Here is a 25,698-nt window from a genome sequence, read left to right on the forward strand (position 1 = left end):
GAATTTCACCAGCACGCAGGATGTTTCATGGCTTCCAGCTCTGCCCTGTCCGGTTCCGCCCCCGCCCTGCCCACCGAGGCGTTCGCCTTGTCGGCGGCCCAGCGCGGCATCTGGTTCGCCCAGCATCTAGCCGGTGACACCCCCGTCTCCATAGCCCAGTACGTGGAGCTGGCGGGCGCGGTGGACGTGGAGCTGCTGGCCGCGGCGGCGCGGCAGGCGGGCCGGGAGTTCGGGACCGGCTACCTGCGGCTGCTCGAAATCGACGAACTGCCTTGGCAAGTCGTGGACACCGCGCTCGAGGACGTCATCGAGACCATCGATCTGAGCGGCGAGCCGGATCCGGAGGCCGCGGCGCGGACGTGGATGCGGGCGGAATTCACCGCACCCCTGGACATGACGCGCGACCGCCTGTGCGCGGTGCGCATGCTGAAGCTGGCCGAGGGCAGGTGGTACTGGTACTCCCGCTTCCACCACATCCTGCTCGACGGCGTCGGCGCGCTGACCATGCTGCAGCGCACCTCGGAGATCTACAACGCGGCGGTGGCGGGCCGGGAGATCCCCGAGGGCAAGGCCGAGCCGCTGGCCAAGATCGTGGAAGCCGATGCGGCCTACCGGGATTCGGACAAGCTGCAAGCGGATCGGGAGTATTGGAAAGAGCATCTGGCCGGGATGGCCGAACCGGTCTCGCTCGGCCGTCGCACGGGAGCGGTCGACGCGCATCCGCGCCTGCTGAGCGGGGAACTGCCGGAGCGCACCGCGGCGCTGCTGGACGCGCTGGCCGCCGAGCAGTCGAGCAGCCCCGCGCCCATAATCGTGGCCGCCTTCGCCGCCTATGTGGGCGCCATGACCGGCAGCGGCGAAATCGTGCTGAGCCTGCCGGTGTCCGGCCGCACCACCGCGGTGCTGCGGCGCTCGGGCGGCATGGTCGCGAATGTGGTGCCGCTGCGCCTGCACCCGACGCCCACCGCCACCGTCGGCGATCTGATTCGCGCCACCCAGGGTGAGCTCACCGCCGCCCTGCGCCGGCAGCGCTATCGCCAAGAGGACATCATTCGCGATCTCGGCTGGGCCATGGACGAAATGGCCGGTTTCGGGCCGACGGTCAATCTCATGCTGGCCGATACCCGCATTCGCCTGGGCGGGGTGACCGGCCGGCTGCACGTGCTGACCTCCGGGCTCATCGACGATCTGTTCGTCAATGTGTATCCGGGCGTCGGCGGGGAGCGCACCCATATCGACTTCCAGGCCAATCCGAATCGCTACGGCGAATCCGAGCTCGCCGCCCTGCACGCGCGGTTCCTGGACTTCCTGCATCGTTTCCTGGCGGGCGGAGCGCAGGGGCCGCTGTCCGCGGTGGCGGCGCTGTCGGAGTCCGAGCGCTCCGAACTCGTCCCCGCCCGCGGACGCCGCGGCACCGAACCGCGCACGCTGCCGGAGATTCTGGATGCGGGCGCCGAGGTCGACCCGTCGGCCATCGCCATGCGCGCCGATGGCACAGCGTTCACCTACCGGGAGGTCGGCGAGTACACCAGCCGGTTGGCGCGGGTGCTGATCGCGGCCGGCGCCGGACCCGAACGCGCGGTGGCGATCTCCATTCCGCGCTCGGCGGAGTCGGTGCTGGCCATGATCGCGGTGGCGCGCACGGGGGCGGCCTTCGTGCCGATCGATCCCGGCTATCCGACCGACCGCATCGAGCACATGATCGCCGACAGCGGCGTGGTGGCCGGGGTGACGGTCGCCGCCGCGCGGGCGGCGCTGCCGGATCGGGTGCGATGGCTGGCAGTCGATGATCCGGAGACCGAGAAGACCCTTGCCGCAACCGATTCCGCGCCCATTGCCGACCGTGATCGGCTCGCCCCGGTGCGGCTCGATCAGCTGGCCTATCTGATCTACACCTCCGGTTCCACCGGCCTGCCCAAGGGCGTCGGCGTCACCCACCGCGGCCTGGCGAATCTGGTCACCGGCTCGGGCGCGGCCTTCGGCGTCGGCGCGGACGCGGTCATGGCGCACGCGGTGTCGCCGAGCTTCGATATCTCGATCGAGGAACTGCTGGTGGCGCTGGCGGTCGGGGCGACGGTGGCGGTGGTGCCGCCCGCCGCGTACGCCGGCGAGGAATTGGCGAAAGTCCTGCGCAAACTGGAGGTCACCCACCTGAATGTGACTCCGGTGGTGGCCGGTTCGCTGGAACCGGAGACCCTGCCGCGGCTGCGGACCGTGGTGGTCGGCGGCGAGGCGGTGCCGCCGGAGCTGACCGTGCGCTGGGCGGGTCGGTGCGTGCTCAATGGCTACGGCCCGACCGAGACCACGGTGACCGCGACGCTGAGTACGCCGCTGGCGCCGGATGATCCGATCACCATCGGCGCGCCCGCGCGGGGCATGAGCGCGGTGGTGCTCGACCCCTGGCTGCGGCCGGTGCCGCCCGGGGTGACCGGTGAGCTGTACCTGGGCGGCCCGGGCCTGGCGCGCGGCTACCACCAGCGCATCGGCTTCACCGCGGAACGGTTCGTGGCCAGCCCGTTCGCCCCCGGCGAGCGCATGTACCGCACCGGCGACCTGGTTCGCTGGCGGCGGCGCAACGGCCGCCCGGAACTGGAGTACGCGGGGCGCGGCGACACCCAGGTGAAGGTGCGCGGCTTCCGTATCGAACTCGGCGAGGTGGATGCCGCCGTCGCGCGCCACCCCGGGGTCGAGGTGGCGATCACGGTCGGGGCCACGACACCGAGCGGAACCACGGCCCTGGTGTCCTACGTGCTGGCCGCCGCGGATGCCGTGGTCGATCCCGAGGCCGTGAAAACCACGGTCGCCAAGCATCTTCCGGCGCACATGGTGCCGTCGGCGGTCATGGTCCTCGACACGCTGCCGCTCACCCCGGCGGGCAAGGTGGATCGGCGCGCGCTGCCGGAGCCGGACTTCGCCACCCGCGCGCACACCGGCAGGACCCCCGGCACCGAGCGGGAGCAGATCCTGGCCGCCGTCTTCGCCGAGGTGCTCGGGCTCGACGCCGTGGGCGCGGACGACAACTTCTTCGCACTCGGCGGCGACAGCATCGTGGCCATCCAGCTGGTGGCCCGCCTCAAGAAGGCCGGGCTGTCGGTGCGCGCCCGGGATGTGTTCGAGCACAAGACCGTTGCCGCGCTGGCGGCCGTGGCCGGTGACGCGGCGGCGCCGGCCCTGCCGGAGCTGCCGGGCGGCGGGGTCGGCGCGGTGCCGCTCACCCCGATCGTGCACGCCATGCTCGCGCAGGGCGACACCTGGCCGCGCTTCGCGCAGGCGGTGCTGATCGGCCTGCCCCGCGATGTCGATCGCGGCCGGCTCGTGCCCGCGGTGCAGGCGCTGCTGGACCGGCACGATCTCTTGCGCAGTACCCTCGCGCACCACGGTGATTCGCGCGGCAATGGCTCGGGCGGCCGGCAGTGGGCGGTCGGCGAACCGGGAACGGTGCGGGCCGAATCGCTCGTGCACACCGTCCACGCGCTCGCGGACAGCGATGGCTCCGAGGAACTCGAGGCGGCGGCCGACCTGCTCGATCCGGCCGCCGGCGTGGTCGCGCGCTTCGTGCTGATCGAGCGGGAGAACGCCGATCCGCTGCTGTGGGTGGTGCTGCACCACCTCGTCACCGACGGCGTGTCCTGGCGCATCCTGCTCCCCGACCTGGCCACCGCCTGGGCGGGCGGGGAGCTGCTGCCGGTGGGCACCTCGTTCCGGCGCTGGGCGCACGCCCAGCGCGAACAGGCCGCCGAACGACTGGCGGAAGTCCCGCTGTGGCAACGGATTCTGGACACCCCGGATCCGCTGTTCGGATCGCGGGCGCTGGACCCGCAGGCCGACACCGTCGCGACCATGCGGCAGGTGCGGACGGTCATCGATGCCGAAACCACGGCCGCGGCACTGGAACTGGTGCCCGAGCGCTTCCACTGCGGTGTGGACGACGCGCTGCTCGCCGCGCTCGCGCTCGCGGCGAGCCGGTGGCGCGACACCCGGCGGACGCTGCTCACCCTCGAAGGCCACGGCCGCGAGGAGGCGATCGCACCGGGCGCGGACATCTCGCGCACCATCGGCTGGTTCACCAGCGTCTATCCGGTCGCGCTCGATCTCGGCGGCATCGATCCCGAGGAGGCGTTCCACGGCGGGCCCGCGGCGGGCGCGGCGCTCAAGGCCGTCAAGGAGCAACTGCGCGCCATTCCGGACAAGGGCGTGGGCTACGGGATGCTGCGCTATCTGCACCCCGATACCCGGCAGAGCCTGACCCGCACCGCGGTCCCGCAGCTGAGCTTCAACTACCTGGGCCGCACCGGCGCGGGCGTCGAGACCGCCGACGGCGGCGACACCCCGTGGCTGCCACGACGTTTCGCGGCGACGCAGGACGACCGCGCGCCACTGGAAGCGGCCATCGACATCAATGCCTTCCACACCGACGCCGGGCTGGAGATCACTTGGGCGTACGCCTCGGAGCTGTTCACCGAGACGCAGGTGCGGGAATTCGCCGAGCTGTGGGCCCGGGCCCTGGCCGGTCTCACCGCACACGCGCGCCAATCCGGCGCGGGCGGGCACACGCCCTCCGATTTCGGGCTGGTCGGCGTCTCCCAACAGCACATCGACGGCTGGGAGCGCGAATACGCCGGCCTCACCGATGTGTGGCCGCTCTCGCCCCTGCAATATGGGCTGCTGTTCCACGCCCGCTACGACAACGACACCGCCGACGGCTACACCGTGCAGACCCGGCTGTCGCTGGCCGGGCGCGTGGATTCCACCCGGCTGCGCACGGCCGCCCAAGCCCTGCTCGACCGGCACGACGTGCTGCGCGTGTCCTTCGCCGAGACTCCCGACGGGCCCCGGCAGCTGGTGCTCGCCGCCGCCGAAATCCCGTGGCAGGAAATCGATCTGACGGACATCCCGGAAGCCTCGGCCCGGCAGCGCGAGCTGGAGCGCCTGGTGCACGTGGACGCGGGTTCCCGTTTCGATCTCACCCGCCCGCCGCTGCTGCGTTTCAGCCTCATTCGCACCGACGCCGAGGCGTGCACGCTGCTCATGACCAATCACCACCTGGTGCTGGACGGTTGGTCCACGCCGCTGGTGGTGCGGGAACTCCTGGCCGGCTATCTGGCCTCGATCACGGGCCAGGAGCTCACCGCCGCGCCCGCGCACTCCTATCGCGAATTCCTGGCCTGGCTCGCCGACCAGGACGACGCCGCCTCCCTCGCCGCCTGGACCGAGGCGCTGGCGGGCGTGGACTCGCCCACCCGGGCCGTCCCGACGCTGGCCGATATCACCTCCACCGAATCCGGCATGGTGACAGTCGATTTCACCGCCGCACAGCTGTCCCGGCTGGAAGCCACCGTGCGCGAGGCGGGCGCGACGGTGAACACCGCCGTGCAGGCCGGGTGGGCGCTGCTGCTGGCCATGCTCACCGGCCGCACCGACGTCATCTTCGGCGGCACCGTCTCCGGCCGCCCGCCACAGTTGACCGGCGTCGAGGAGATGGTGGGGTTGTTCATCAATACCCTGCCGGTGCGGGTGCGGCTGAATCCCGGTGAGCGCGTGGCGGATCTGCTGGCGCGGGTGCAAGCCGAGCAGGCGCGGCTGCTGGACCATCAGCATGTCGGGCTGGCCGCCATCCATCAGGCCGTGGGGCTGCCCGAGCTCTTCGACACCCTCACCGTGTTCGAGTCCTACCCGATCGACCGCGAAACCCTCTCGCAGGCCATGGATATCGCGGGCATGCGCATCCTGGATGTGGAGGGCACCGACGCCACGCCCTACCCGTTGAACCTCATGGTGATTCCGCAGCGCGCCCCGGACGGGACCGAAAGCCTGCAGATCAGCGTGAAATTCCTGGCCGACCACCTGCCCGAGGCGGCGGCGCGGCGGCTGCTGGACCGATTCGTGCACCTGCTCGACCAGATCGCCGACCGGCCCGACCGCCGGGTCGCCCAGTTGCAGCACTGCGATCCGGCCGAGCGCCGCGCCCTGCTGCCGGTGCGCGGCGGCGATCCGGTGCCCATGCGCACGCTGGCCGATATCCTCACCGCCGGCGCGCGGGTGAATCCGGACGGCATCGCCATCAGCTCCGGCAATCTCACCATGACCTACCGCGACCTGGATACCTGGTCGAACCGGTTCGCGCGGGTGCTGCTGCGGCGCGGCGTCGGTCGCGAGGTCTTCGTGGTGCTGGCCCTGACCCGCTCGGTGGAATCGGTGGTGGCGGTGTGGGCGCTGGCCAAGACCGGCGCGGCCTTCCTGCCGCTGGACCCCAACTATCCGGTGGAGCGCATCGAGCACATTCTCACCGACTCCCGCGCGCCCATCGGCGTGACCGTGTGCGCGGTCGGCGAGTCGCTGCCGGGCAGCATCGACTGGCTGCTGCTCGACGATCTCAACACCATCCGGCGCGTCATGACGGTCTCCGACGCGCCGATCACCGATGCCGAGCGCGGCGGGCCCATCAGCCTCGACCAGGTCGCCTATCTGATCTACACCTCCGGCTCCACCGGCAAGCCCAAGGCCGTGCTGGTGAGCCATCGCGGCCTGGCCAATCTGGTCTCCACCCAGGAGAAGGGCCTGGACCTCAACGAGATGTCGCGCACCCTGCAGGTGGCCTCCCCCAGCTTCGACGCCTCGGTGCACGAGCTGCTCAAGGCGCACGGCATGGGCGGGCGGCTGGTGGTGTCGCCGCCGGATGTGTACGGCGGCAGCGAACTCGAACAGCTGCTGCGCACCCAGGGCGTGACCCATGCGGTCATCACCCCGTCGGTGCTGGCGACCATGAACCCGATGGGGCTCACCGACCTGACCAATCTGTCGGTGGCGGGCGAGGCCGCCGGAGCGGAACTGGTGGCCGCGTGGGCCCCCGGCCGGCGCATGCTGAATCTGTACGGGCCCACCGAATTCAGCATCTGGGCCACCGGGCCCGGCGTGCTGCTGCCCGGCGAACCGATCACCATCGGCGGGCCGATTCGCGGCGCGCAGGCCATGGTGCTCGATTCCTGGCTGCGGCCGGTGCCGCTCGGGGTGACCGGTGAGCTGTATCTTGCCGGACCCGCCTTGGCGCGTGGATATTTCAACCGGTTCGCGCTGACCTCGGCGCGCTTCATCGCCAATCCGTACGGCGCCTCGGGCACCCGCATGTACCGCACCGGCGACATGGTGCGCTGGGTGGAGGTCAAGGGCGAGGACGGCGCGCGGCTGGAGCTGGAATACCAGGGGCGCAGCGATTTCCAGGTCAAGATTCGCGGCCTGCGCATCGAGCTGGGCGAGATCGACGCGGTGCTCCATGCCGATGACGAGATCGAGTACGCGGCGACCATCGGCGCACCGGGACCCGGCGGGCAGACCGTGCTGGTGTCCTATGTGGTCGGCGTGCGCGGCGAGCCGCTCGACACCGAACTGCTGCGCACCCGGGTGGCGGCGGCGCTGCCGGGATACATGGTGCCGAGCTACATCATCGAACTGGACGACGTCCCGCTGACACCGGTCGGCAAGCTGGACCGGAACGCCTTGCCCGCACCGGATTTCGCGAGCCTGCAAGAGCGGTATCTCGCGCCGCGCACGGCGGTCGAGACGGCGGTGGGCGAGGTCTTCGCCGAGGTGCTCGGCGTCGACCGGGTCAGCATCGACCGGTCGTTCTTCGAACTCGGCGGCAACTCGCTCAGCGCCACCAAGGTGGTGGCGCGGGTGAACGCGGTGCTCGGCGCGACGGTGGCGCTGCGCGATCTGTTCGACGCGCCGACGGTCGCCCAATTGTCTTCCCGGGTGGTCCCTTCCGGCGATCTGTCCGGCCGCCCGGCGCTGGCGCCGCGCCTCCGGCCCGACCGGGTGCCGCTGTCCCCCGCGCAGCAGCGCATGTGGGTGCTCAATCGCATGGATTCGAGCCTGGCGGCCTACAACATCACCGCCGCGCTGCGGCTCACCGGTGCACTGGACACCGATGCGCTGCGCGCCGCCGTCACCGATCTGGTGACCAGGCACGAGACGCTGCGGACCATCTATCCCGGTGATGCCGACGGCCCGCGCCAGGTCGTGGTGAGCGTGGCGACCGCCGCGCCGGAGATGCGGGTCGTCGACACCGAAGACGGTGCGGCGCTGCGGGATCGGATCGAGGAGCTGACCGGAACCGGCTTCGACGTGACCCGGGAGCCGCCGCTGCGCGTCGGGTTGTTCCGGATCACCGATACGCCCGACACCCATGTCGTGGTGCTGGTCGTGCACCACATCAGCGCCGACGGCGCGTCCATGGAACCGCTGGCCACCGATCTGCTCACCGCCTATCTGGCGCGCAGCGCGGGCGCGGAGCCGGTGCGCGAACCGCTGCGGGTGCAGTACGCGGACTACTCGCTGTGGCAGCGCGAGCTGCTCGGCGACGAGCGGGATCCGGAATCCCGTGCCGCCCAGCAGGTCCGGTACTGGAGTGAGAAGCTGGCGGGCACCCCGGACGTGCTCGAACTGCCCACCGATCGGCCGCGGCCGGCCGTGCAGAGCATGCGCAGCACCGATCTGCCGTTCGCGCTCGACACCCGGCTGCACGCCGGGCTGGCGGCCCTGGCGGCCGAGACCGATACCAGCCTGTTCATGGTGATGCACGCGGCCCTGGCCGTGCTGCTGTCGCGGCTGGCGGGCACGCCCGATGTGGTGGTCGGCACCGCGGTGGCCGGGCGCGGGGACGCCGCGCTCGATGATCTGGTCGGCATGTTCGTGAACACCCTCGCGCTGCGCACCCCGGTCGACCCCAGCAGCGGGTTCCGGGACTTCCTGACCTCGGTGCGCTCGGCCGATCTGGACGCGTTCGCCCACGCCGAGGTGCCGTTCGAGCGGCTGGTACAGGTACTGGATCCGGCGCGCTCCACGGCCCACCACCCGCTGTTCCAGGTGACGCTGTCGCTGCAGAACTTCGCCCCGCCGAGCCTCGAATTCCCCGGGCTGCGCGTGGAGGTGGAGCCCTTCGATCGCGATACCTCACAGTTCGATCTGGCCCTCGACCTGCGCGATCCCCGGCCGGGTACGGAACCGTCGGGGCTGGAGGGCACGCTCAGCTACGCGACCGATCTGTTCGACGCGGCCACCGCCGCCCGGATAGTGACCCGCTGGCAGCGCATCCTGACCGCCGTCATCGCCGATCCCGAGGTGCGGCTGTCGGATATCGATCTGCTCGACGACGCCGAGCGGCGCGCGCTGGTGCCGCTGCGCGGGCCGCGCGGGGGTGAGATCACCACGCTGGCCGAGGTGCTCGCCACCGCCGCCGCCTATCACCCGGATCGGCCCGCCATCATCGCCGAGGGGCGGACCACCACCTATCAGGAACTCGATACCGCCTCGGACTTCCTGGCCGCGCAGTTGACCGCGGCCGGTGCGGGTGTGGAAACGGTTGTCGCCCTGGCGATCTCCCGCAGCGCCGCGCTGCTCACCGCCATCTGGGCCACCGCCAAGACCGGCGCGGCCTTCCTGCCCATCGATCCGCGCAATCCGCTCGATCGCATCGACCACATGCTCACCGATTCGGGGGCGGTGCTGGGGCTCACCACGAGCGCGCATCGGCCGCTGCTGCCCGACACCATCCAGTGGCTGGTGCTCGACGGCCCGCAGGAAGACGCGCGCACCAAGGTGATTCACATCGACCGCTGGTCACGCGAAGCCTGGGAGCGGGACTACGACTACGCCGTGAACCCCGATCATCCCGCGTGGCTGATCTACACCTCCGGATCGACCGGGACGCCGAAGGGCGTGTCCGTCTCGCATCGCGGGCTGGCCGATCTCGTTCGGGCCCAGCACCACACGCTCGGGCTGAACGACCGGTCGCGGGTATTGCAGGTCGCCTCGCCCAGTTTCGACGCCTCGGCGTTCGAGGCGCTCATGGCCTTCGGCGCCGGCGGCACCGCCGTGGTCGCACCGCCCGATGTGTTCGGCGGCGACGCGTTGCAGGATCTCATTGCCACCCAGCGGGTCACGCATCTGGTGATCACCCCCTCCGCGCTGGCGACCATGGATCCGGCGGCGGTGTCCAGCGTGCGCGTGCTGGCGGTGGCGGGCGAGGCCATCGGCCCGGAACTGGTCGAGCGCTGGTCGGCCGGGCGGATGCTGGTCAATCTCTACGGGCCCACCGAATTCACGATCTGGGCGACGACTTCGGATGCGCTGCAGGCGAATCAGCCGGTCACCATCGGCCGTCCGATCCGCGGCGCGGCCGCGCTCGTGCTCGACGATCGGCTGCGGCCGGTGCCCATGGGCGTGGCGGGCGAGCTGTATCTGGCGGGCGAGGCGCTGGCCCGCGGTTACCACGCTCGGACCGGACTGACCTCGGCCCGCTTCGTCGCCGATCCCTACGGCGGGCCCGGCGAGCGCATGTACCGCACAGGCGATCTGGTGCGCTGGACCGGCGCGCTCACCGCGCCGCGCCTGGAATACCTCGGCCGCACCGACTTCCAGGTGAAGGTGCGCGGCCAGCGCATCGAACTCGGCGAGATCGACGCGGTGCTGGCGCGGGCCGACGGCGTCGAATTCGCCGTCACGCTGGGCGTCAAGGGACCGGGCGGGGCGACGGCCCTGGCCGCCTACGTCCTCCCCTCCCCCGGCGCAGTACTGGATATCTCCGCCATTCGCGCCCACGCGGCCGATACGCTGCCCGGCTACATGGTGCCGACGGCCTTCGTGGTGCTCGATGCCATCCCGCTCAACGCGGTCGGCAAACTCGATCGGAAAGCCTTGCCGGAACCGGTGTTCGAGGCCGAGACCGAGTACCGCGCGCCCACCGATGCCACCGAGACGGCGCTGGCGGAGATCGTGGCGGAGCTGCTCGGCCGCGAGCGCGTCGGCGTGCACGACTCGTTCTTCGCGCTCGGCGGCGACAGCATTCTCGCCATCCAGCTGGTGTCGCGGGCACGGCTGCGCGGCATCGAACTCTCGCCCCTGCAGGTCTTCGAGCATCGCACGGTCGCGGCCCTGGCGGCACTCGCCGAGGAGGCGGGCGCGGCCATCGTGCTCGAGGAATTGCCGGGCGGCGGGGTCGGCGAGCTGCCGCTCACCCCGATCGTGCGCTGGATGACCGAGCGCGGCGGCGATTTCGGGCGCTTCGCGCAGTCGGCGGTGCTGGAGATGCCGAAGGGCATCACCCGCGAACAGCTCGTCGCCACCGTCACCGCGGTGGTGGACAAGCACGATATGCTGCGCGCCCGGCTCACCCACGCCGACGGCGAATGGCGTTTGCAGACCGGAGAACCCGGCACCGTCGATGTCGACAAGCTGGTGCACCGCATCGAATTCCGCGCGGCCGGCACCGTCGAACTGCGCGAATACGCGGTGACCGAGGTGGATTCGGCCCTCAACCGGCTCGATCCGGCCAATGGCGTGGTCATGCAGCTGATCTGGTTCGACCCGGTCGGCTCGGGACCCGACGAGCGCACCGGGCGGCTGATCCTGGTGGCCCACCACCTCGTCACCGACGGCGTGACCTGGCGCATCATCATCCCGGACCTGATCGCCGCCTGGGCGCAGCTCTCCGGCGGGGCGACGCCGATCCTGCCCGAGACCGGCACCTCCATGCGCCGGTGGGCGCACGCACTGCGCGAGGAGGCCCACAGCGACAGCCGCACAGCCGAACTCGGCTACTGGCGCGAGATCGCCGAGACGCCCGATCCGCTCATCGGCCCCCGGGAACTGGATCCGGCCGTCGACCGCGCCGTCACCGTGCGCGCCGTCGAGGTGTCGGCCCCCGCATCGGTCACCACCGCACTGCTGACCACCATCCCGGCGCTGTTCGACGGCACCGTCGAAGACGCCCTGCTGGCCACCCTCGGACTGGCGGTGCTGCGCTGGCGGGCCGAGCGTTCCGGGCACACCGGCAGAACCGAACCGAATCCGGCCTCGGTACTCATCCGTATGGAAGGGCATGGGCGGCAACAGGAGATCGTTCCGGGCGCGGATCTGTCCCGCACCGCGGGCTGGTTCACCACCCTGTACCCGATGCGGCTGGACCTGCCCGGCATCGATGTGGACGACGCGCTCGACGGCGGACCGGCCATGGGCGACGCCATCCGGGCGGCCAAACATCAACTGCTCGCGGTACCCGGCAGAGGCATCGGCTACGGCCTGCTGCGCTATCTCAACGCGGAGACCGCACGCCAACTGCCGCACCGGGTTCCGGGCCGCATCGGGTTCAACTATCTCGGCCGCTACGCCGCCGCCGATATCCCGGCCGGACTGGAGGGGCTGGGCTGGCTGCCGACCGAGGAGTTCGGCGACCTGCACACCGAAGAGAATCCGGAAGTGCCGGTGACCGCCGAGATCGAGATCAATGCCGTCGTGGTCGGCGACCGGCTGCAGGCGAGCTTCACCTTCCCGGTCACGCTCACCGCGCGGCACGAGATCGCCGAACTGGCCATGCTGTGGATGGAATCCCTCACGGCGGCCGCCGATTTCGCCGATATGCCCGCGGCCCAGGAGGCCGCCCAGGCGGAAGCGAAGTACATGGCCGAGCAGGAACAAGCACGGGCCGCCGCGGAACTCGCTGCCGCGCAACCGGCTTCGGGCCCCGGTCTCGGATTGGATGTGGTGCTGCCCATTCGTCCCGACGGCGACGAACCGGCCCTGTTCTGCATCCACCCGTCCTCCGGCATCGCCTGGACCTATCTGGGCCTGGCCGAACTGCTGCGCCCCGGCCGCCCCATCTACGGCCTGCAGGCCCCCGACCTGTCCGGCGAACCCGCCGCCCGCAGCATCGACGATTTCGCCGAACGCTATGTGCGCGAGATCCGCCGGCTGCAACCGGAGGGCCCGTACCACGTGCTCGGCTGGTCCTTCGGCGGCCTCATCGCGCACGCCGTCGCCACCCGGCTGCTCGCCGAGGGCGCGGAAATCGGCACCCTCACCCTGCTCGACGCCGACAGCACCGATATCGACGGCGACAGCGTCGACAAGCTCACCGCCGGATCCTTCGTCGCCACCTTCGGCCAGGTCTTCGGCATTGCCGACGTCTCACCCGACGCCACCGCCGAGGAGGCGGCGGAACTGATTCGCGAGCGCATGGGCGGGGTCGCGCTCGTGGACGCCCTCACCCTGGAACGGATGGCCGCGTCCTACAACGCCTCCGCCCGCACCCGCACCGGCTATCAGCGGCCGGTATTCCACGGTGACGCCCTGTATTTCAGCGGCACCGTGGACACCTCGGACATCTTCGGGCCGGCCGGCTGGCGGCCCTGGATCACCGGGGAGATCACCAATTACGACATCGAGGCCACACACGACGAGCTCACCTCGCCGGACGCGCTGGCGGCCATCGCCCGCATCCTCGACGAACACCTCGGAGGGACACAGTGAAACCCGGCAGCGGCGTGGACGGCGTGATCGTCGAAGGCGTCGAGAAATCATTCGGAACCGTACAAGCCCTGCGCGGCATCACCTTCAAGGCCGCGCCCGGCGAGGTGCTCGGCATTCTCGGGCCCAATGGGGCGGGCAAGACGACCACCGTCAATATCCTGTCCACTCTCATCGCGCCCGATGCCGGGCGCGCGCAGGTCGCCGGGCACGACTGCGTGAGCGAGGCGGCCGCGGTGCGGCGCTCCATCATGCTGACGGGCCAGTTCGCCGCGCTCGACGACGCCCTCAGCGGGTACGAGAACCTGGTCATGTTCGGGCGGCTCATGGGATTGCGCAAACGCGCGGCGCGGGCGCGGGCCGACGAGCTGATCGAGGAATTCGATCTCGGCGCCGCCAAGGGCCGCCGCGTCGGCACCTACTCCGGCGGTATGCGACGGCGCATCGATATCGCGTGCGGGCTGGTGGTGCGGCCGGAGGTGGTGTTCCTCGACGAGCCGACCACGGGCCTGGATCCGCGCAGCCGGCAAGGCGTCTGGGACCTGGTGAGCGGCTTCCGCAAGCACGGCATCACCACCCTGCTCACCACGCAGTACCTGGAAGAGGCCGACGCGCTGTGCGATCGGATCATTGTCATCGACCACGGCGTGGTCATCGCCGACGGCACCGCCGACGAACTCAAGGCGCGCACCGGCGGCAGCTACTGCGAGATCGTGCCGCTGCGGATCGAGGAGCTGCCGCGAATCGCCACGGCCCTGGGCGATCTGCTGCCCGACGCCAGTCGCGAAGCGCTGACGCGGAATACCGATCGGCTGGGCATTCCCGCACCCGAGGGCGCGAAGACCCTCGCCGAGGCGCTGCGCCGGCTCGACGGGGCGGGACTGGAACTGGTGGACATCGCCCTGCGCCGGCCCTCGCTCGACGATGTATTCCTCTCGCTCACCGGGCATATGACCGAGGAGCAGGAGCTCAATGGAAAGGCCCGCTCGTGACCGCCGCGACGGCCACCGCGCCGGGCGGGTGGCTGACGAGCACCCGCGCCACCCCGGGCACGCTGCAGCAGTGGTGGGTGCTGACGGTGCGGCTCATCGTGCCGTCGGTCAAGACCGGCGAAATCCTCACCGCCGTGCTGGCTCCGGCGACCTTCGCCATCAGCTTCTACATCCCGCTCAACAAGGTGATGAGCTTCGCCGGGCACGGATTCAGCAGCTACGCCCAATTCTTCGCCCCCATCGTCATCCTGCAGGCCGCGGCCTTCACCGCCATCTCCGCCGCCTTCCGCGCCGCCACCGATATGGTCTCCGGCCTGGACCGCCGCTTCGACGCCATGCCCATGCACCCGCTGGTGCCGACCGCGGCGCGCATGTCCGCCAATGTCTTCCGCATGATCATCGCGCTCATTTCCGCGCTGATCTCGGTGCACGTCATCGGCTTCCGCTTCGAGGGCCCGCTCTCGCACACCCTCGGCTTCCTGGGCCTGGCCATGCTCATCGGCATCGCCTTCTGCCTGGGCGCCGACGTCATCGGCACGGTCACCAAATCCCCCGAGGCCACCACCCAGATGCTGGTGCTGCCGCCGCTCATCCTCGGCATGCTCTCCACCGGCCTCGCCCCCGCGAACCAATTCCCGGACTGGGTCGAACCTTTCGTCCGCAATCAGCCCGTCTCGCAATTCGCCTTCGGCCTGCGCGCGCTCGGCGGCGACTCACTGGGCAAGGCGGGCGAGGTGAGCTGGGCGGTCATGACGCCGCCACTGCTGTGGGGCATCGGAATCATTCTCTTCTCGCTGTACTTCACTGTCCGCCTGAACACGAAGAGGTCGTGACGTGATCACCCTTGCCCCGAGCACCGACTCCGCCGACACCATCACCACGACCGAGGGCTCGGCCCCGGCGCTGGTGCGCCACACCTGGATTCAGACGCTGCGGCTGCTGCTGCGCTGGGTCCGCGATCCGATCACCCTGCTGGAAACCCTGATCGTGCCCTGCCTGCTGCTGCTCATGCTCGACATCGTGGTCGGCAGCCAGATCGAGAAGTTCTCCGGCAGCAGCGCCCTCTACGGTTCGGTCCCCATGGTGTGCCTGGTCGGCGCGCTGTCGGGCACCGTCGCCAGCGGCGTCATGCTGGGCCGGGAACGCGATGCCGGCCTGCTGGCCCGGTTCTGGGTGCTGCCCGTGCACCGCGCCTCCGGGCTCGCCGCGCGCATTCTGGCCGAGGGCTGCCGGATCTTCGGCGGCACCCTGGTGATCATCGGATTCGCCATGCTGCTCGGCTTCCGCTTCCGGCAGGGCCCGCTGGCCGCCTTCGCCTTCCTGTGGGTGCCGGTGCTGTTCGGCCTGGCCTTCGCCACCATGGTCACCGCCATCGCGGTGTTCACCGCCAAATCCACCCTCGTCGAGGCCATTGCCATCCTGTCCTCGCTGCTGATGTTCTTCAGCACCGGATTCGTCCCGCTGGGCGCGTATCCGGAGTGGATCCAGCCGGTGGTCCGCAATCAGCCCATGTCGGTCGCCGTGGACACCATGCGCGCCCTCGCCGAAGGCGGACCCCTCGCGAGTCCGCTGCTGCGCACCATCGCCTGGTCGGTCGGCGCCATCATCGTCTTCGCCCTGCCCGCCGCCTACGGCTACCGCCGCGCCAGCCGCCGCTGAGCAAACCTCGTCATCCGGGATTCCATGATCGAAACGCCCTATCAACCCCCCTTTCGGTAAATAACACGTGCACGGCGCGTCGACCGGCCGCCGAATCACACGCGGCGGATTAAGCTGACCGCCGTGCTCGAACCCGAAACCGCCGTCGCGCCCCATCCCGATATCGCACATCTGGCCCCGCTGCTGGGCACGTGGCGCGGCCGCGGACAGGGCGAGTACCCGACCATCAACTCCTTCGAATATCTGGAGGAAGTGCATTTCGGTCATGTCGGCCGGCCGTTCCTGACCTACCGGCAACGCACCCGCGCCGCCGACGACGGCCGCCCGATGCATAGCGAAACCGGATATCTCCGGGCCATCGGCGGCGACCGGATCGAGCTGATCCTGGCCCATCCGACCGGCATCACCGAGATCTGCGAGGGCACCATCGTCCGCGACGACGAGGGCATGCGCATCGAGCTGGACTCCACCTCGATCGGCCGCAGCAGCACCGCCAAATCGGTGACCGCCCTGGGCCGCAGCATCACCCTGGCCGGGGACACCCTGAGCTACCGGCTGCGCATGGCCGCGGTCGAGCAGCCGCTGCAGCATCACCTCGCCGCCACCATGCAGCGCGCCAACTGAGCGCCGCGAGCGCGGCGGGTGACGGCCCGCTGAACTGAAATCCAACTTCCGCGACCAACGTCCAGGTGACCTGCGGCACTGCGGTTCCAGAGGTGTGCCCGATCACACTCGAGGGTTGCCAGGCCCAGCACACTCGGATTACCGTTCCTTACGGTGGCAAACAGTCAGCCAACCCTAATGAGCACCGGCTATCCGAAACTCATCGTTCGGACCGCCCAACTCGATCCCCCTGAACAAGGGAGTTGGATATGAAGCGCTCGGCCCTCTTGCTACTCACCACCGCGGGCATGGTCCTCGCCGGAGCCGGTGTCGTCGAAATCGTCGGCGATGCGTCCACCGTCGGCCCGCCCGCGAAATCCCTGGCCCAGCAGCGCTATGTATCCGAAGCCCTCACCGGGGAAATCCAGCCCGCCGCGTGCGTGAGCCTCGGCGGGCGCTACCAGACCTCCTCCCCGCGCTGACCGCGCGACCTGCCCCCGGCTCAGTACCCGGGCGGTAGCGCCGTGAGCATGTCCCGGGTCACCGCCACCGCATTATCGGAGCTGCCGCCGCGCACCAGCAGGGTCGCCCAGGCCATATCGCCGCGGTAGCCGATGAACCAGGAGTGCGAGCCGCCGTCGACTTCGGCCTCACCGGTCTTGCCGTAGACCTCGCCCTGATCGCGCACGCGCTCGGCGGTGCCGCCGAGCACCACCTTGCGCATCATCGCGCGCAGGCCCGCCAGCACGTCCTCGGGGAGTTGCGGGCGTTCACCGGTGACCTCGGTCGGGTGGCCCGAAATGAGATACGGCACCGGCGTGCTGCCGTGCGCGACCGTCGCGGCCATCAATGCCAGGCCGAAGGGACTGGTCAGCACCTTGCCCTGGCCGATGCCGTCCTCGGCGCGCTGCACGAGATCGTCACTGCGCGGGACCGAGCCCGAGACCGTCGGCAGCCCGGCCACCGTGTAGTCCGGGCCGATACCCAGCGCCGCGGCGGCCGTGCGCAGATCCTCGCCGCCGAGCTCGGAGGCGATCTTGGCGAAGGCGGTGTTGCAGGATCGCTCGTAGGCCGTGGACATGGGCACGTCGCCGACGGTGAAGAGGTTGTAGTTGGGAATGGTGCGCTCCCCCACCACGATCCGGCTCGGGCACGGGACGATGGTGTCCGGGGTGGCGTCGCCGGTGGTCATGGCCGCGGCCGCGGTCACCGTCTTGAACGTGGAACCCGGCGGGTACAGGCCCGAGGCGGCGACGGGGCCGTCGGCATCGGCGGCCTCGTTCTGCGCGATGGCGAGAACGGCGCCGGTGGACGGCTGGATCACCACCATCATGGCCTGCTCGGTGCGGCCGTCGACCGCGCGCTGGGCGGCATTCTGGATGTGCCGGTCCACGCTCAGCGAGAACGACGGGGAGACCTGCGGCGCAACCTCTTTCAGCACATCGGTGTCGACGCCGTTGGCATTGACGGTGACCACGGTCCAGCCGGCCTTGCCGTCCACCTCGTCGATCACGGTCTTGCGGACCTGGGTCATGAGATCCGGGGCGAAGCGGCGATCGGTGGGGACCATATCCCACTGCTTGCCGAAGGTGACGCCCGGCAGGCCGAGCAGATCGGCGCTCACCTGGCCGAATTCCCATTCCGAGAGCACCGCGACGGTGTAGGGGCCCTCGGTCTTGCGGGCGGCGTCGATGACCGAGGCGGGGGTGATCCGCTCGTCGAACTGCCGCAGCACCGTCGCCAATGTCGTTGCCACGGCGGTCGGATCGACATTGGCGGAGCGGGTGAAGGTGACGCGGTAGACCGGGCCCGGCACCAGCACATCGGTGCCGGAGCGCTCGTTGACCCGGGCGCGCGGCGCGGGGACGGACCGCAGTTGCAGGCTCTGCGTATCGCCCAGCTGCGGATGGATATTCGACGACATCCAGCGCACCACCCAGCGCCCGTCGCTGCGGCCCATATTGAGCTGGCCGCGATAGGTCCAGACGCGATCCTTGGGCAGTTTCCACTCGTAGGTGTAGTCCACGGTGGCCGTATCGCCGCTGACCCGCATATCGCCGGAGGTCGCCGACAGTTCCTCGGCCTGGAGCTGATCCCAGGCGGAAGCCAGTGCGGGACCGGCCTTTTCGGGCAGGCTGGTGAAATCCGCCGCGGCCCGCACATCGTGGCGGGCGAAGGCGTCGAGGAAGGCGTCGGCGGTCTGCGCCGGACCCTGCGGACCCGACGAGCAGCCGGCGGCGGCAATCGTGATCGCGGCCGCGATCAGCATGGTGAGCACCCGTGTTGACATCGGCACAGATGCTAGAGCCAACTACTGGCAAACCCGCGCGACACACTGCACCGGAACGGATTTCACGCCGATATCACACAAATGGGTCAGTCGAGCAGCACCGTGGCGAATGTGGCGATTTGCCGGAATCCCACCTTGGCGTAGGCGCGGCGGGCGGCCTCGTTGTAGCAGTTCACGTACAGGCTGGCGGTGCGGCCGGAGGCCACCACCACATTGGCGACGGCGGCGGTGCCCCCGGTGCCGAGACCCTTGCCGCGGCGGTCCGGATGCACCCAGACGCCCTGGATCTGGCCGGTGCGGCGGGACAGCGCGCCCACCTCGGCCTTGTAGACGACCTCGCCGTCCTCGAATCGCGCCCAGGCGCGGCCGGATTCGATGAGGCTCGCGACCCGGCGGCGGTAGCTGCGGCCGCCGTCGCCGGCGCGGGGATCGACGCCGATCTCCTCGGTGAACATGGCGACCGCGGCGACCAGGTAGCGGTCGATCTCCTCGGGACGCACCCGGCGCACCTGCAGGTCCGGTTGCACCCCGGCGGGCTTCTCCAGGGCGAGCAGCGGCTGATCGGCGCGCAGATCGCGCGGCGGGCCCCAGTGCTCACACAGCAGCTCCCACAGCGGCAGCGCGAGTTCGCGGCGGCCCACCACCGAGGAGCAGATGCGCGGGCCGCGCACCGCCCGATCGGCGAAGGCGCGCAGATCGGCCCGATTGCCGCGCAGCGGGACCAGATTCGCGCCCGAGAAGCACAGGGAATCCCCGGGGCCGCCGCGGCTCCAGAGTTCGCCGTAGGTGCCGCGGGCGTCGAGCCCGTACTCCTGCAAGCGCGCGGCCACCATGCAGGTCGCCACCGGATCGGTGTCGAGCACCCGCAATACCTGCGTCAGATCGCGGTTCGCGAGCTGACGGGCACCGGACGACTTCGCCCGCCGGGTCGGCTCCAGCACACTCCGCACGTTCACAGCGTGCCAGAACTTCTGACAACACGCCGCACTATTGACCGTGGCCGCGCGTCTCGCGGCCACGGCACGCCTGCGACCAGGTGGTTATCCCGCGGTGACGACCGGCGAACCGCTGCCAGCGGTCTCACCCATCTCGTCGGCGAGACGCATGGCCTCCTCGATGAGGGTCTCCACGATCAGGTGCTCGGGCACGGTCTTGATGACCTCGCCCTTGACGAAGATCTGGCCCTTGCCATTGCCGGAGGCGACGCCCAGATCGGCCTCGCGGGCCTCGCCGGGACCGTTCACCACACAGCCCATGACGGCCACGCGCAGCGGCACCTCCATGCCCTCCAGGCCGGCGGTGACCTCATTGGCCAGGGTGTAGACGTCGACCTGGGCGCGGCCGCAGGACGGGCAGGAGACGATCTCGAGCTTGCGCGGGCGCAGGTTCAGCGACTGCAGGATCTGGCCGCCGACCTTCACCTCCTCGGCGGGCGGGGCGGACAGCGAGACGCGGATGGTGTCGCCGATGCCCTGGGATAGCAGCGCGCCGAAGGCGGTCGCGGACTTGATGGTGCCCTGGAAGGCCGGGCCCGCCTCGGTCACGCCCAGGTGCAGCGGGTAGTCGCACTGGGCCGCCAGCTGGCGGTAGGCCTCCACCATGATCACCGGGTCGTTGTGCTTGACCGAGATCTTGATATCGCCGAAGCCGTGCTCCTCGAACAGGCTCGCCTCCCACAGCGCCGACTCCACGAGGGCCTCGGGGGTGGCCTTGCCGTACTTGGCCATCATGCGCTTGTCGAGCGAGCCCGCATTGACGCCGATGCGGATCGGGATGCCGGCGTCGCCGGCCGCCTTGGCGACCTCCTTGACGCGGCCGTCGAATTCCTTGATGTTGCCCGGATTCACGCGCACCGCAGCACATCCCGCGTCGATGGCGGCGAAGATGTAGCGGGGCTGGAAGTGGATGTCGGCGATCACCGGGATGCCGGACTTGCGGGCGATGATGGGCAGCGCGTCCGCGTCCTCCTGACGCGGGCAGGCCACGCGCACGATGTCGCAGCCGGAGGCGGTGAGTTCCGCGATCTGCTGCAGGGTGGCGTTCACATCGTGGGTCTTGGTGGTCGTCATGGACTGCACGGAGACGGGGAAATCGCTCCCCACGCCGACATTGCCCACCATGAGCTGGCGGGTCTTGCGCCGGGGTGCGAGGACCGCCGCCGGCGCAGCGGGCATCCCCAATCCGATGGCTGTGCTCACGAGAGTGTGCCTACTTTCGTCATGATCCTCACCCTTCCGGTCCCGAGTCTAACGACGCTCGAATACCGCTCGCCCTGTGACAGCGGCGACAACGGTACAGCTCCCGAGCCGTCAGCCCGGAATCGGCCGACCCCTACGATGGGTATTCGTTGCAGATCGTGCGAGGGCGTTTGGAGCGAATTGTGAAGGTAGCGAACATCGATCACTGGCCCGGCACCCCCGACGAAGCCGTCGCCCTGCAAGATCGACTGCGCTCCCTGGTGGTCCCGGAAAACCCCCGGCCACCGCATTTCCGCACGGTAGCGGGCCTTGACTCCGCCTACGACGACCACGGCAACGTGGCCGCCGCCATAGTAGTCCTCGATCTCGACACCCTGGAAACGGTGGAGACCGTCACCGCCCGCGGCACCACCGATTTCCCGTATGTTCCCGGACTGCTGGCCTTCCGGGAACTGCCGACAACCTTGCGGGCCCTCGAAAAGCTCACCGTCACACCGGATCTCTTCATCTGCGACAGCCAGGGCCTGGCCCACCCCCGCCGCTTCGGCTTCGCCTGCCACCTCGGCCTGCTCACCGCCACCCCTACCCTCGGCGTCGCCAAGAACGCCTGGGGCGACCACGCCGAACCGGCCCCCGACCGCGGCTCCTGGACCACCATCACCATCGACGGCGACCCCGTGGGCCGCGCCCTGCGCACCCGCGCCGGGGTCAAACCGGTCTACGTCTCGGTGGGCCACCTCATCGACCTCGACACCGCCTGCGCCCAGGTCCTCGCCCTCACCCCCGAATTCCGCCAGCCCGAGACCACCCGCCGCGCGGACGCCCTGTGCCGGCAACTGCTGCGCGAAATCGCTACGGGAACAGCTTGATCGGGTTGACGATGTCGGCGGCCAGGGTCAGCAGCATGTACGCACCGCCGATGACGACCACTACGTAGGTGGCCGGCAGCAGCTTGAGGTAGTCGACCGGGGCGCCCGGGGGCAGGCCCTTGCGGCTGCGGAAGACATTGCGGATCTTCTCGTAGATGACGACCGCCATGTGGCCGCCGTCGAGCGGGAGCAGGGGCAGCAGGTTGAAGGCGCCGAGGAAGAAGTTCAGGCTGGCCAGGGTCAGGACGAACAGTTCCCAGAGGCCGCGTTCGGCCGATTCGCCGCCGATGCGGCTGGCGCCGAGGACGCTGACGGGGGTTTCCGGGTCGCGTTCGCCGCCGGTCACCGCTTCCAAGAGGTCGGCGACCTTGGCGGGCATCTGGGTCAGCGCATGCACGGTGCGGCCGAGGATATCGCCGGTGAAGGCAGCCGAGGCGGGGATGGCGGCCAGGACGTTGTATTGGACCGGCTCGTAGAAGTCTTGGCCGACACCGATTTTGGCGACCGTCTTGGGCCGGCCATCCTTCTCGGGGTAGATGGTGGCCAGCTGGGGGGTGACGGGCACGGTGAGGGTGTCGCCGTCGCGGTCGATGGTGTAGGTGAAGGTGCCGGTCTGCTTCTGGGTCTGCTCGACGAATTCCTTCCACGTCTTCACCGGGACGCCGTTGACGGCGGTCACGATATCGCCGCGCCGCAGGCCCGCCTGCTGGGCGGGACCCTCGCCGGTGCAGGGGACGACCTGCTGGGCGGAGGTCTGGCTCTGCACGCAGCTCATATTGCCCAGCTGGGTGGCCGGGGGCTGATCGAAACGCGGCAGGCCCCAGCCCACCGCGAGGATCACGATCAGGATGAAGCCGAGCAGGAAGTTCATCAGGATGCCGCCGGACATGACCAGCAGGCGCTTCCAGGTGGCCTGCCGGTACATGGCGCGGTCGAGATCCTCGGGGTCCAGCTCGTCGAGGGCGGTCATGCCGGCGATATCGCAGAAGCCGCCCAGCGGCAGCGCCTTCAGGCCGTATTCGGTCTCACCGCGGCGGAAGGAGAACACCTTCGGGCCGAAGCCGATGAAGTAGCGGCGCACCTTCATGCCGGTGGCCTGCGCCGTCCACATGTGGCCGCATTCGTGTAAGGCGACCGACAGGGTGATGCCGAGAGCGAACAGGATGAAGCCGATCGCGTAGACCATGCGGTTACGAACCCTCCTGCTGAATCAGCCGCGCACGAGCGTGCGTGCGGTCTCTCGCGCCCACGCGTCCGCCGCGAGCACCTCGTCCAAGGTACTGGGTTCGGCGGTCCACGCGTCGGCGGACTCCACGACGCGCGCCACCGTGCGGACGATGCCCGGGAATCGGATCAGGCCGTCGAGGAAGGCCTGGACGGCGATCTCGTTGGCGGCGTTGTAGACGGCGGTCACGCAACCGCCCGCCTTGCCGGCTTGCCGGGCGAGTTCGACCGCCGGGAACACCTCGTTGTCGACCGGTTCGAAGGTCCAGGTGGCGGCGGTGGAGAAGTCGCAGGGGGCGGCGGCGCCCGGGACCCGGTCCGGCCAGCCCAGGGCCAGCGCGATGGGGAGCTTCATGTCCGGGGGGCTGGCCTGGGCCAGGGTGGAGCCGTCCTTGAACGTGACCATGGAATGCACGATGGACTGCGGGTGCACGGTCACGTCGATGTCGTCGTAGTCGATGCCGAACAGCAGGTGGGTTTCGATGAGCTCGAGGCCCTTGTTCACCAGCGATGCCGAGTTGAGGGTGTTCATCAGGCCCATCGACCAGGTCGGATGGGACTTGGCCTCGGCCGGATTCACCGATTCGAGCATCTCGGAGGTCCAGCCGCGGAACGGGCCGCCGGAGGCGGTGAGCACCAGTTTGGCGACCTCCTCGGCCCGGCCGCCGCGCAGGCATTGGGCGAGGGCGGAATGCTCGGAGTCGACCGGGACGATCTGGCCGGGGGCGGCCGCCTTGGTGACCAGCGAGCCGCCGGCCACCAGGGATTCCTTATTGGCCAGGGCCAGTCGGCGACCGGATTCGAGAGTCGCCAGCGTCGGCTCCAAGCCGAGCGAGCCGACCAGGGCATTGAGGACCACATCCGCATCCGTGCGGCGCACCAATTCGGCCGCCGCCTCCGGACCCGCCAGGGACACACCGAGTTTCGCCGCCGCCCCCTCATCGGCCACGGCCACGTTGCGCGTACCGGTGGCGGCGATCTGCTGGGCCAGCAGCTCGGCATTCCCGCCCCGCGCCGCCAGCCCGACCACCTCGAACCGGTCCGGATTGGCCGCGATCACCTCCAGCGCCTGCGTACCAATCGAACCCGTGCTGCCCAGCAGCAGAACCTTCACAACGTCGGACACGCGCTCATTCTCCCTTGCAGGACTGATCATCCCCGCGCGGGGTTTCAGGGGCTTGGCCTCGCCACCGCCGTTGGGGTTTCAGGGGCTTGCCCCTGAGAGTTCGAGAGTTGCCACACCGCCACCCTGCTGGCTACGACGGACGGTCGTATGCCACCATATTGGCCAGAATTCGATTCGAGCCTAAAGAGGGAGCGAAAGTGGCCACCACGGAACTGGAACCCGCCCACAGCTCTGCTGTTGTCACCAAGGTCGACCCGGCCGAGGTTCCGTCCGCCGCTTGGGGCTGGAGCGGTGAGTCGCGGCGCACCTTCCGCGCTGCCGGGTGGGTCGTCGTCGTGATCTTGTTGGCCATGCTGTTCGAGGGGCCGCAGGGCAGCTCGTCGGGCACCGGGAATATCGGCTATATCTTCCTGATCTTGTTCGCCCTCGGGATTGCGGCGGTGCTGATTCGCGACTCGCTGTTGCAGCGCAAGCCGCGCTAGGTTTTTCGTACGGCAAGGGCCGGGTCGCCTCCGACGACCCGGCCCTTGCCGTGTTTTCAGTTGTGGCGCCCGGTGATTACTGGTTCTCCGGCGCGTTGATGCGCTGCACGAAGCCGATGCCGACGATGATCGCGGCGGGGATGCCGGTGATCACCAGGCCGGCCGCGGCGCCCAGCGGGATGCCCATGGCGGCGCCGGCGAGGCAGCCGAAGACCGGGGCCAGGCCGCCGGCTTCCAGGATCGGCAGGCCGAGGGTCGCGCCGCCGATGATGCCGAGGGCGCAGCCGGCGGCGCCGCCGACGACGGTGCCGATCAGGGTGCCGATGGCGGTGATCATGCCGAACTGGGTGGAGGCGGCGGAGACGGCGTCATCGAAGGCCTCCTGCTTCACCACGTTGTGGCGCAGGTCGATGCTCGCGGGGCGGGCGGCGGCCGGATCGGTGCTGGGGACGAGGGTGGCGCGCAGGCCGTCGACGGCGGCGTCGATCGGGTGCGAGAGATCGTCGAGGGTGTATTCGAGGGGGAGGCCCACGACCACATTGCCCTGCTCGTCGCGCACCTGGAACTGACCGTTGTCGGTGGTCATGGAGCCCTTGTCGGTCTCGACGACAACCGCGTTGCCTTCGACGTGGGCGTTCCAGTGGATGGACGGCGCGACCTGGGCGATGCCCTGGTTGATCCCGTCGATCACCGAGGGAAGAACAGGAGCCGGAGCGGGGGCCGGGTCGGCGTGAACCGTACCGGCGGTGACGCCGAGGGCCGCGATGACGAGAGCCGACGTAGCGGCGACTTTGCTGAACTTCATGGCTGTGATTGCTTTCTTGCGCGGGCACTTCCGGTTTCGGGAGTGGGAGCTTTTCAAGCGCCTTAGTCAAGTGTCCAGCAGACTGTTGCCAAAAAGTAACCTGAGAGCTCCCTTAGAGGTTAAAAGCGACAGTGATCTACGTCATCGCACT

Annotated in this window: 14 protein-coding genes; 8 read left to right on the plus strand and 6 right to left on the minus strand. The window is 69.8% G+C overall.

Annotated features, from left to right (window positions below; genetic code table 11):
- The first annotated feature begins 27 nt into the window (after window positions 1–27).
- The 6 genes from ACFVIV_RS22360 to ACFVIV_RS22385 all read left to right on the plus strand — a co-directional run bounded on the left by ACFVIV_RS22360 (window position 28) and on the right by ACFVIV_RS22385 (window position 17,035).
- A complete protein-coding gene (locus ACFVIV_RS22360) occupies window positions 28–13,302 on the plus strand; it encodes an amino acid adenylation domain-containing protein (protein ID WP_379199231.1) in 13,275 nt (4,424 codons plus the stop codon).
- Window positions 13,299–14,291: an ATP-binding cassette domain-containing protein gene (locus ACFVIV_RS22365; RefSeq protein ID WP_379199233.1), complete on the plus strand. Its 993-nt coding sequence runs from the start codon at window positions 13,299–13,301 to the stop codon at window positions 14,289–14,291. The genes ACFVIV_RS22360 and ACFVIV_RS22365 overlap by 4 nt, the downstream gene beginning before the upstream one ends.
- A complete protein-coding gene (locus tag ACFVIV_RS22370) occupies window positions 14,288–15,124 on the plus strand; it encodes an antibiotic transporter (RefSeq protein ID WP_379199235.1) in 837 nt (278 codons plus the stop codon). The genes ACFVIV_RS22365 and ACFVIV_RS22370 overlap by 4 nt, the downstream gene beginning before the upstream one ends.
- Before the next feature lie 4 nt (window positions 15,125–15,128).
- Window positions 15,129–15,950: an ABC transporter permease gene (locus ACFVIV_RS22375; protein ID WP_379199404.1), complete on the plus strand. Its 822-nt coding sequence runs from the start codon at window positions 15,129–15,131 to the stop codon at window positions 15,948–15,950.
- Window positions 15,951–16,064: 114 nt separating this feature from the next.
- On the plus strand, window positions 16,065–16,574 hold the full coding sequence (locus tag ACFVIV_RS22380) for a peroxynitrite isomerase (RefSeq protein WP_379199406.1): 510 nt from the start codon (window positions 16,065–16,067) through the stop codon (window positions 16,572–16,574).
- Window positions 16,575–16,822: 248 nt separating this feature from the next.
- Window positions 16,823–17,035, plus strand: coding sequence for a hypothetical protein (locus tag ACFVIV_RS22385; protein WP_379199237.1), 213 nt, complete (start codon window positions 16,823–16,825; stop codon window positions 17,033–17,035).
- A gap of 20 nt (window positions 17,036–17,055) precedes the next feature.
- On the opposite strand, the gene ACFVIV_RS22390 is transcribed toward ACFVIV_RS22385, so the two are convergent.
- From ACFVIV_RS22390 to ispG, 3 genes are all read right to left on the minus strand, one after another.
- Entirely contained in the window at window positions 17,056–18,843 is a 1,788-nt protein-coding gene (locus tag ACFVIV_RS22390) for a penicillin-binding transpeptidase domain-containing protein (RefSeq protein WP_379199239.1), read from the minus strand.
- A gap of 86 nt (window positions 18,844–18,929) precedes the next feature.
- The gene (locus ACFVIV_RS22395; protein ID WP_379199241.1) at window positions 18,930–19,793 is read right to left on the minus strand and encodes a GNAT family N-acetyltransferase; all 864 of its coding nucleotides are present in this window, start codon (window positions 19,791–19,793) and stop codon (window positions 18,930–18,932) included.
- 90 nt (window positions 19,794–19,883) lie between these two features.
- Complete coding sequence (gene ispG / locus ACFVIV_RS22400; protein WP_379199408.1) at window positions 19,884–21,017, minus strand: flavodoxin-dependent (E)-4-hydroxy-3-methylbut-2-enyl-diphosphate synthase; 1,134 nt, start codon at window positions 21,015–21,017, stop codon at window positions 19,884–19,886.
- 206 nt (window positions 21,018–21,223) lie between these two features.
- Between ispG and ACFVIV_RS22405 the strand changes: the two genes are divergently transcribed.
- Window positions 21,224–21,910: an endonuclease V gene (locus tag ACFVIV_RS22405; protein ID WP_379199243.1), complete on the plus strand. Its 687-nt coding sequence runs from the start codon at window positions 21,224–21,226 to the stop codon at window positions 21,908–21,910.
- Here the strand turns inward: ACFVIV_RS22405 and ACFVIV_RS22410 are convergent.
- Complete coding sequence (locus tag ACFVIV_RS22410; RefSeq protein WP_379199245.1) at window positions 21,894–23,096, minus strand: M50 family metallopeptidase; 1,203 nt, start codon at window positions 23,094–23,096, stop codon at window positions 21,894–21,896. The two genes, ACFVIV_RS22405 and ACFVIV_RS22410, sit on opposite strands and share 17 nt — an antisense overlap.
- 24 nt (window positions 23,097–23,120) lie before the next feature.
- Entirely contained in the window at window positions 23,121–24,290 is a 1,170-nt protein-coding gene (gene dxr / locus ACFVIV_RS22415; RefSeq protein WP_379199247.1) for a 1-deoxy-D-xylulose-5-phosphate reductoisomerase, read from the minus strand.
- Window positions 24,291–24,457: 167 nt separating this feature from the next.
- Between dxr and ACFVIV_RS22420 the strand changes: the two genes are divergently transcribed.
- The gene (locus tag ACFVIV_RS22420) at window positions 24,458–24,742 is read left to right on the plus strand and encodes a DUF2631 domain-containing protein (RefSeq protein ID WP_379199249.1); all 285 of its coding nucleotides are present in this window, start codon (window positions 24,458–24,460) and stop codon (window positions 24,740–24,742) included.
- A gap of 76 nt (window positions 24,743–24,818) precedes the next feature.
- On the opposite strand, the gene ACFVIV_RS22425 is transcribed toward ACFVIV_RS22420, so the two are convergent.
- A complete protein-coding gene (locus tag ACFVIV_RS22425; RefSeq protein ID WP_379199251.1) occupies window positions 24,819–25,547 on the minus strand; it encodes a hypothetical protein in 729 nt (242 codons plus the stop codon).
- Window positions 25,548–25,698: the final 151 nt, after the last annotated feature.

The sequence above is a fragment of the Nocardia sp. NPDC127526 genome (genome assembly GCF_042672265.1).
Taxonomy (GTDB): domain Bacteria; phylum Actinomycetota; class Actinomycetes; order Mycobacteriales; family Mycobacteriaceae; genus Nocardia.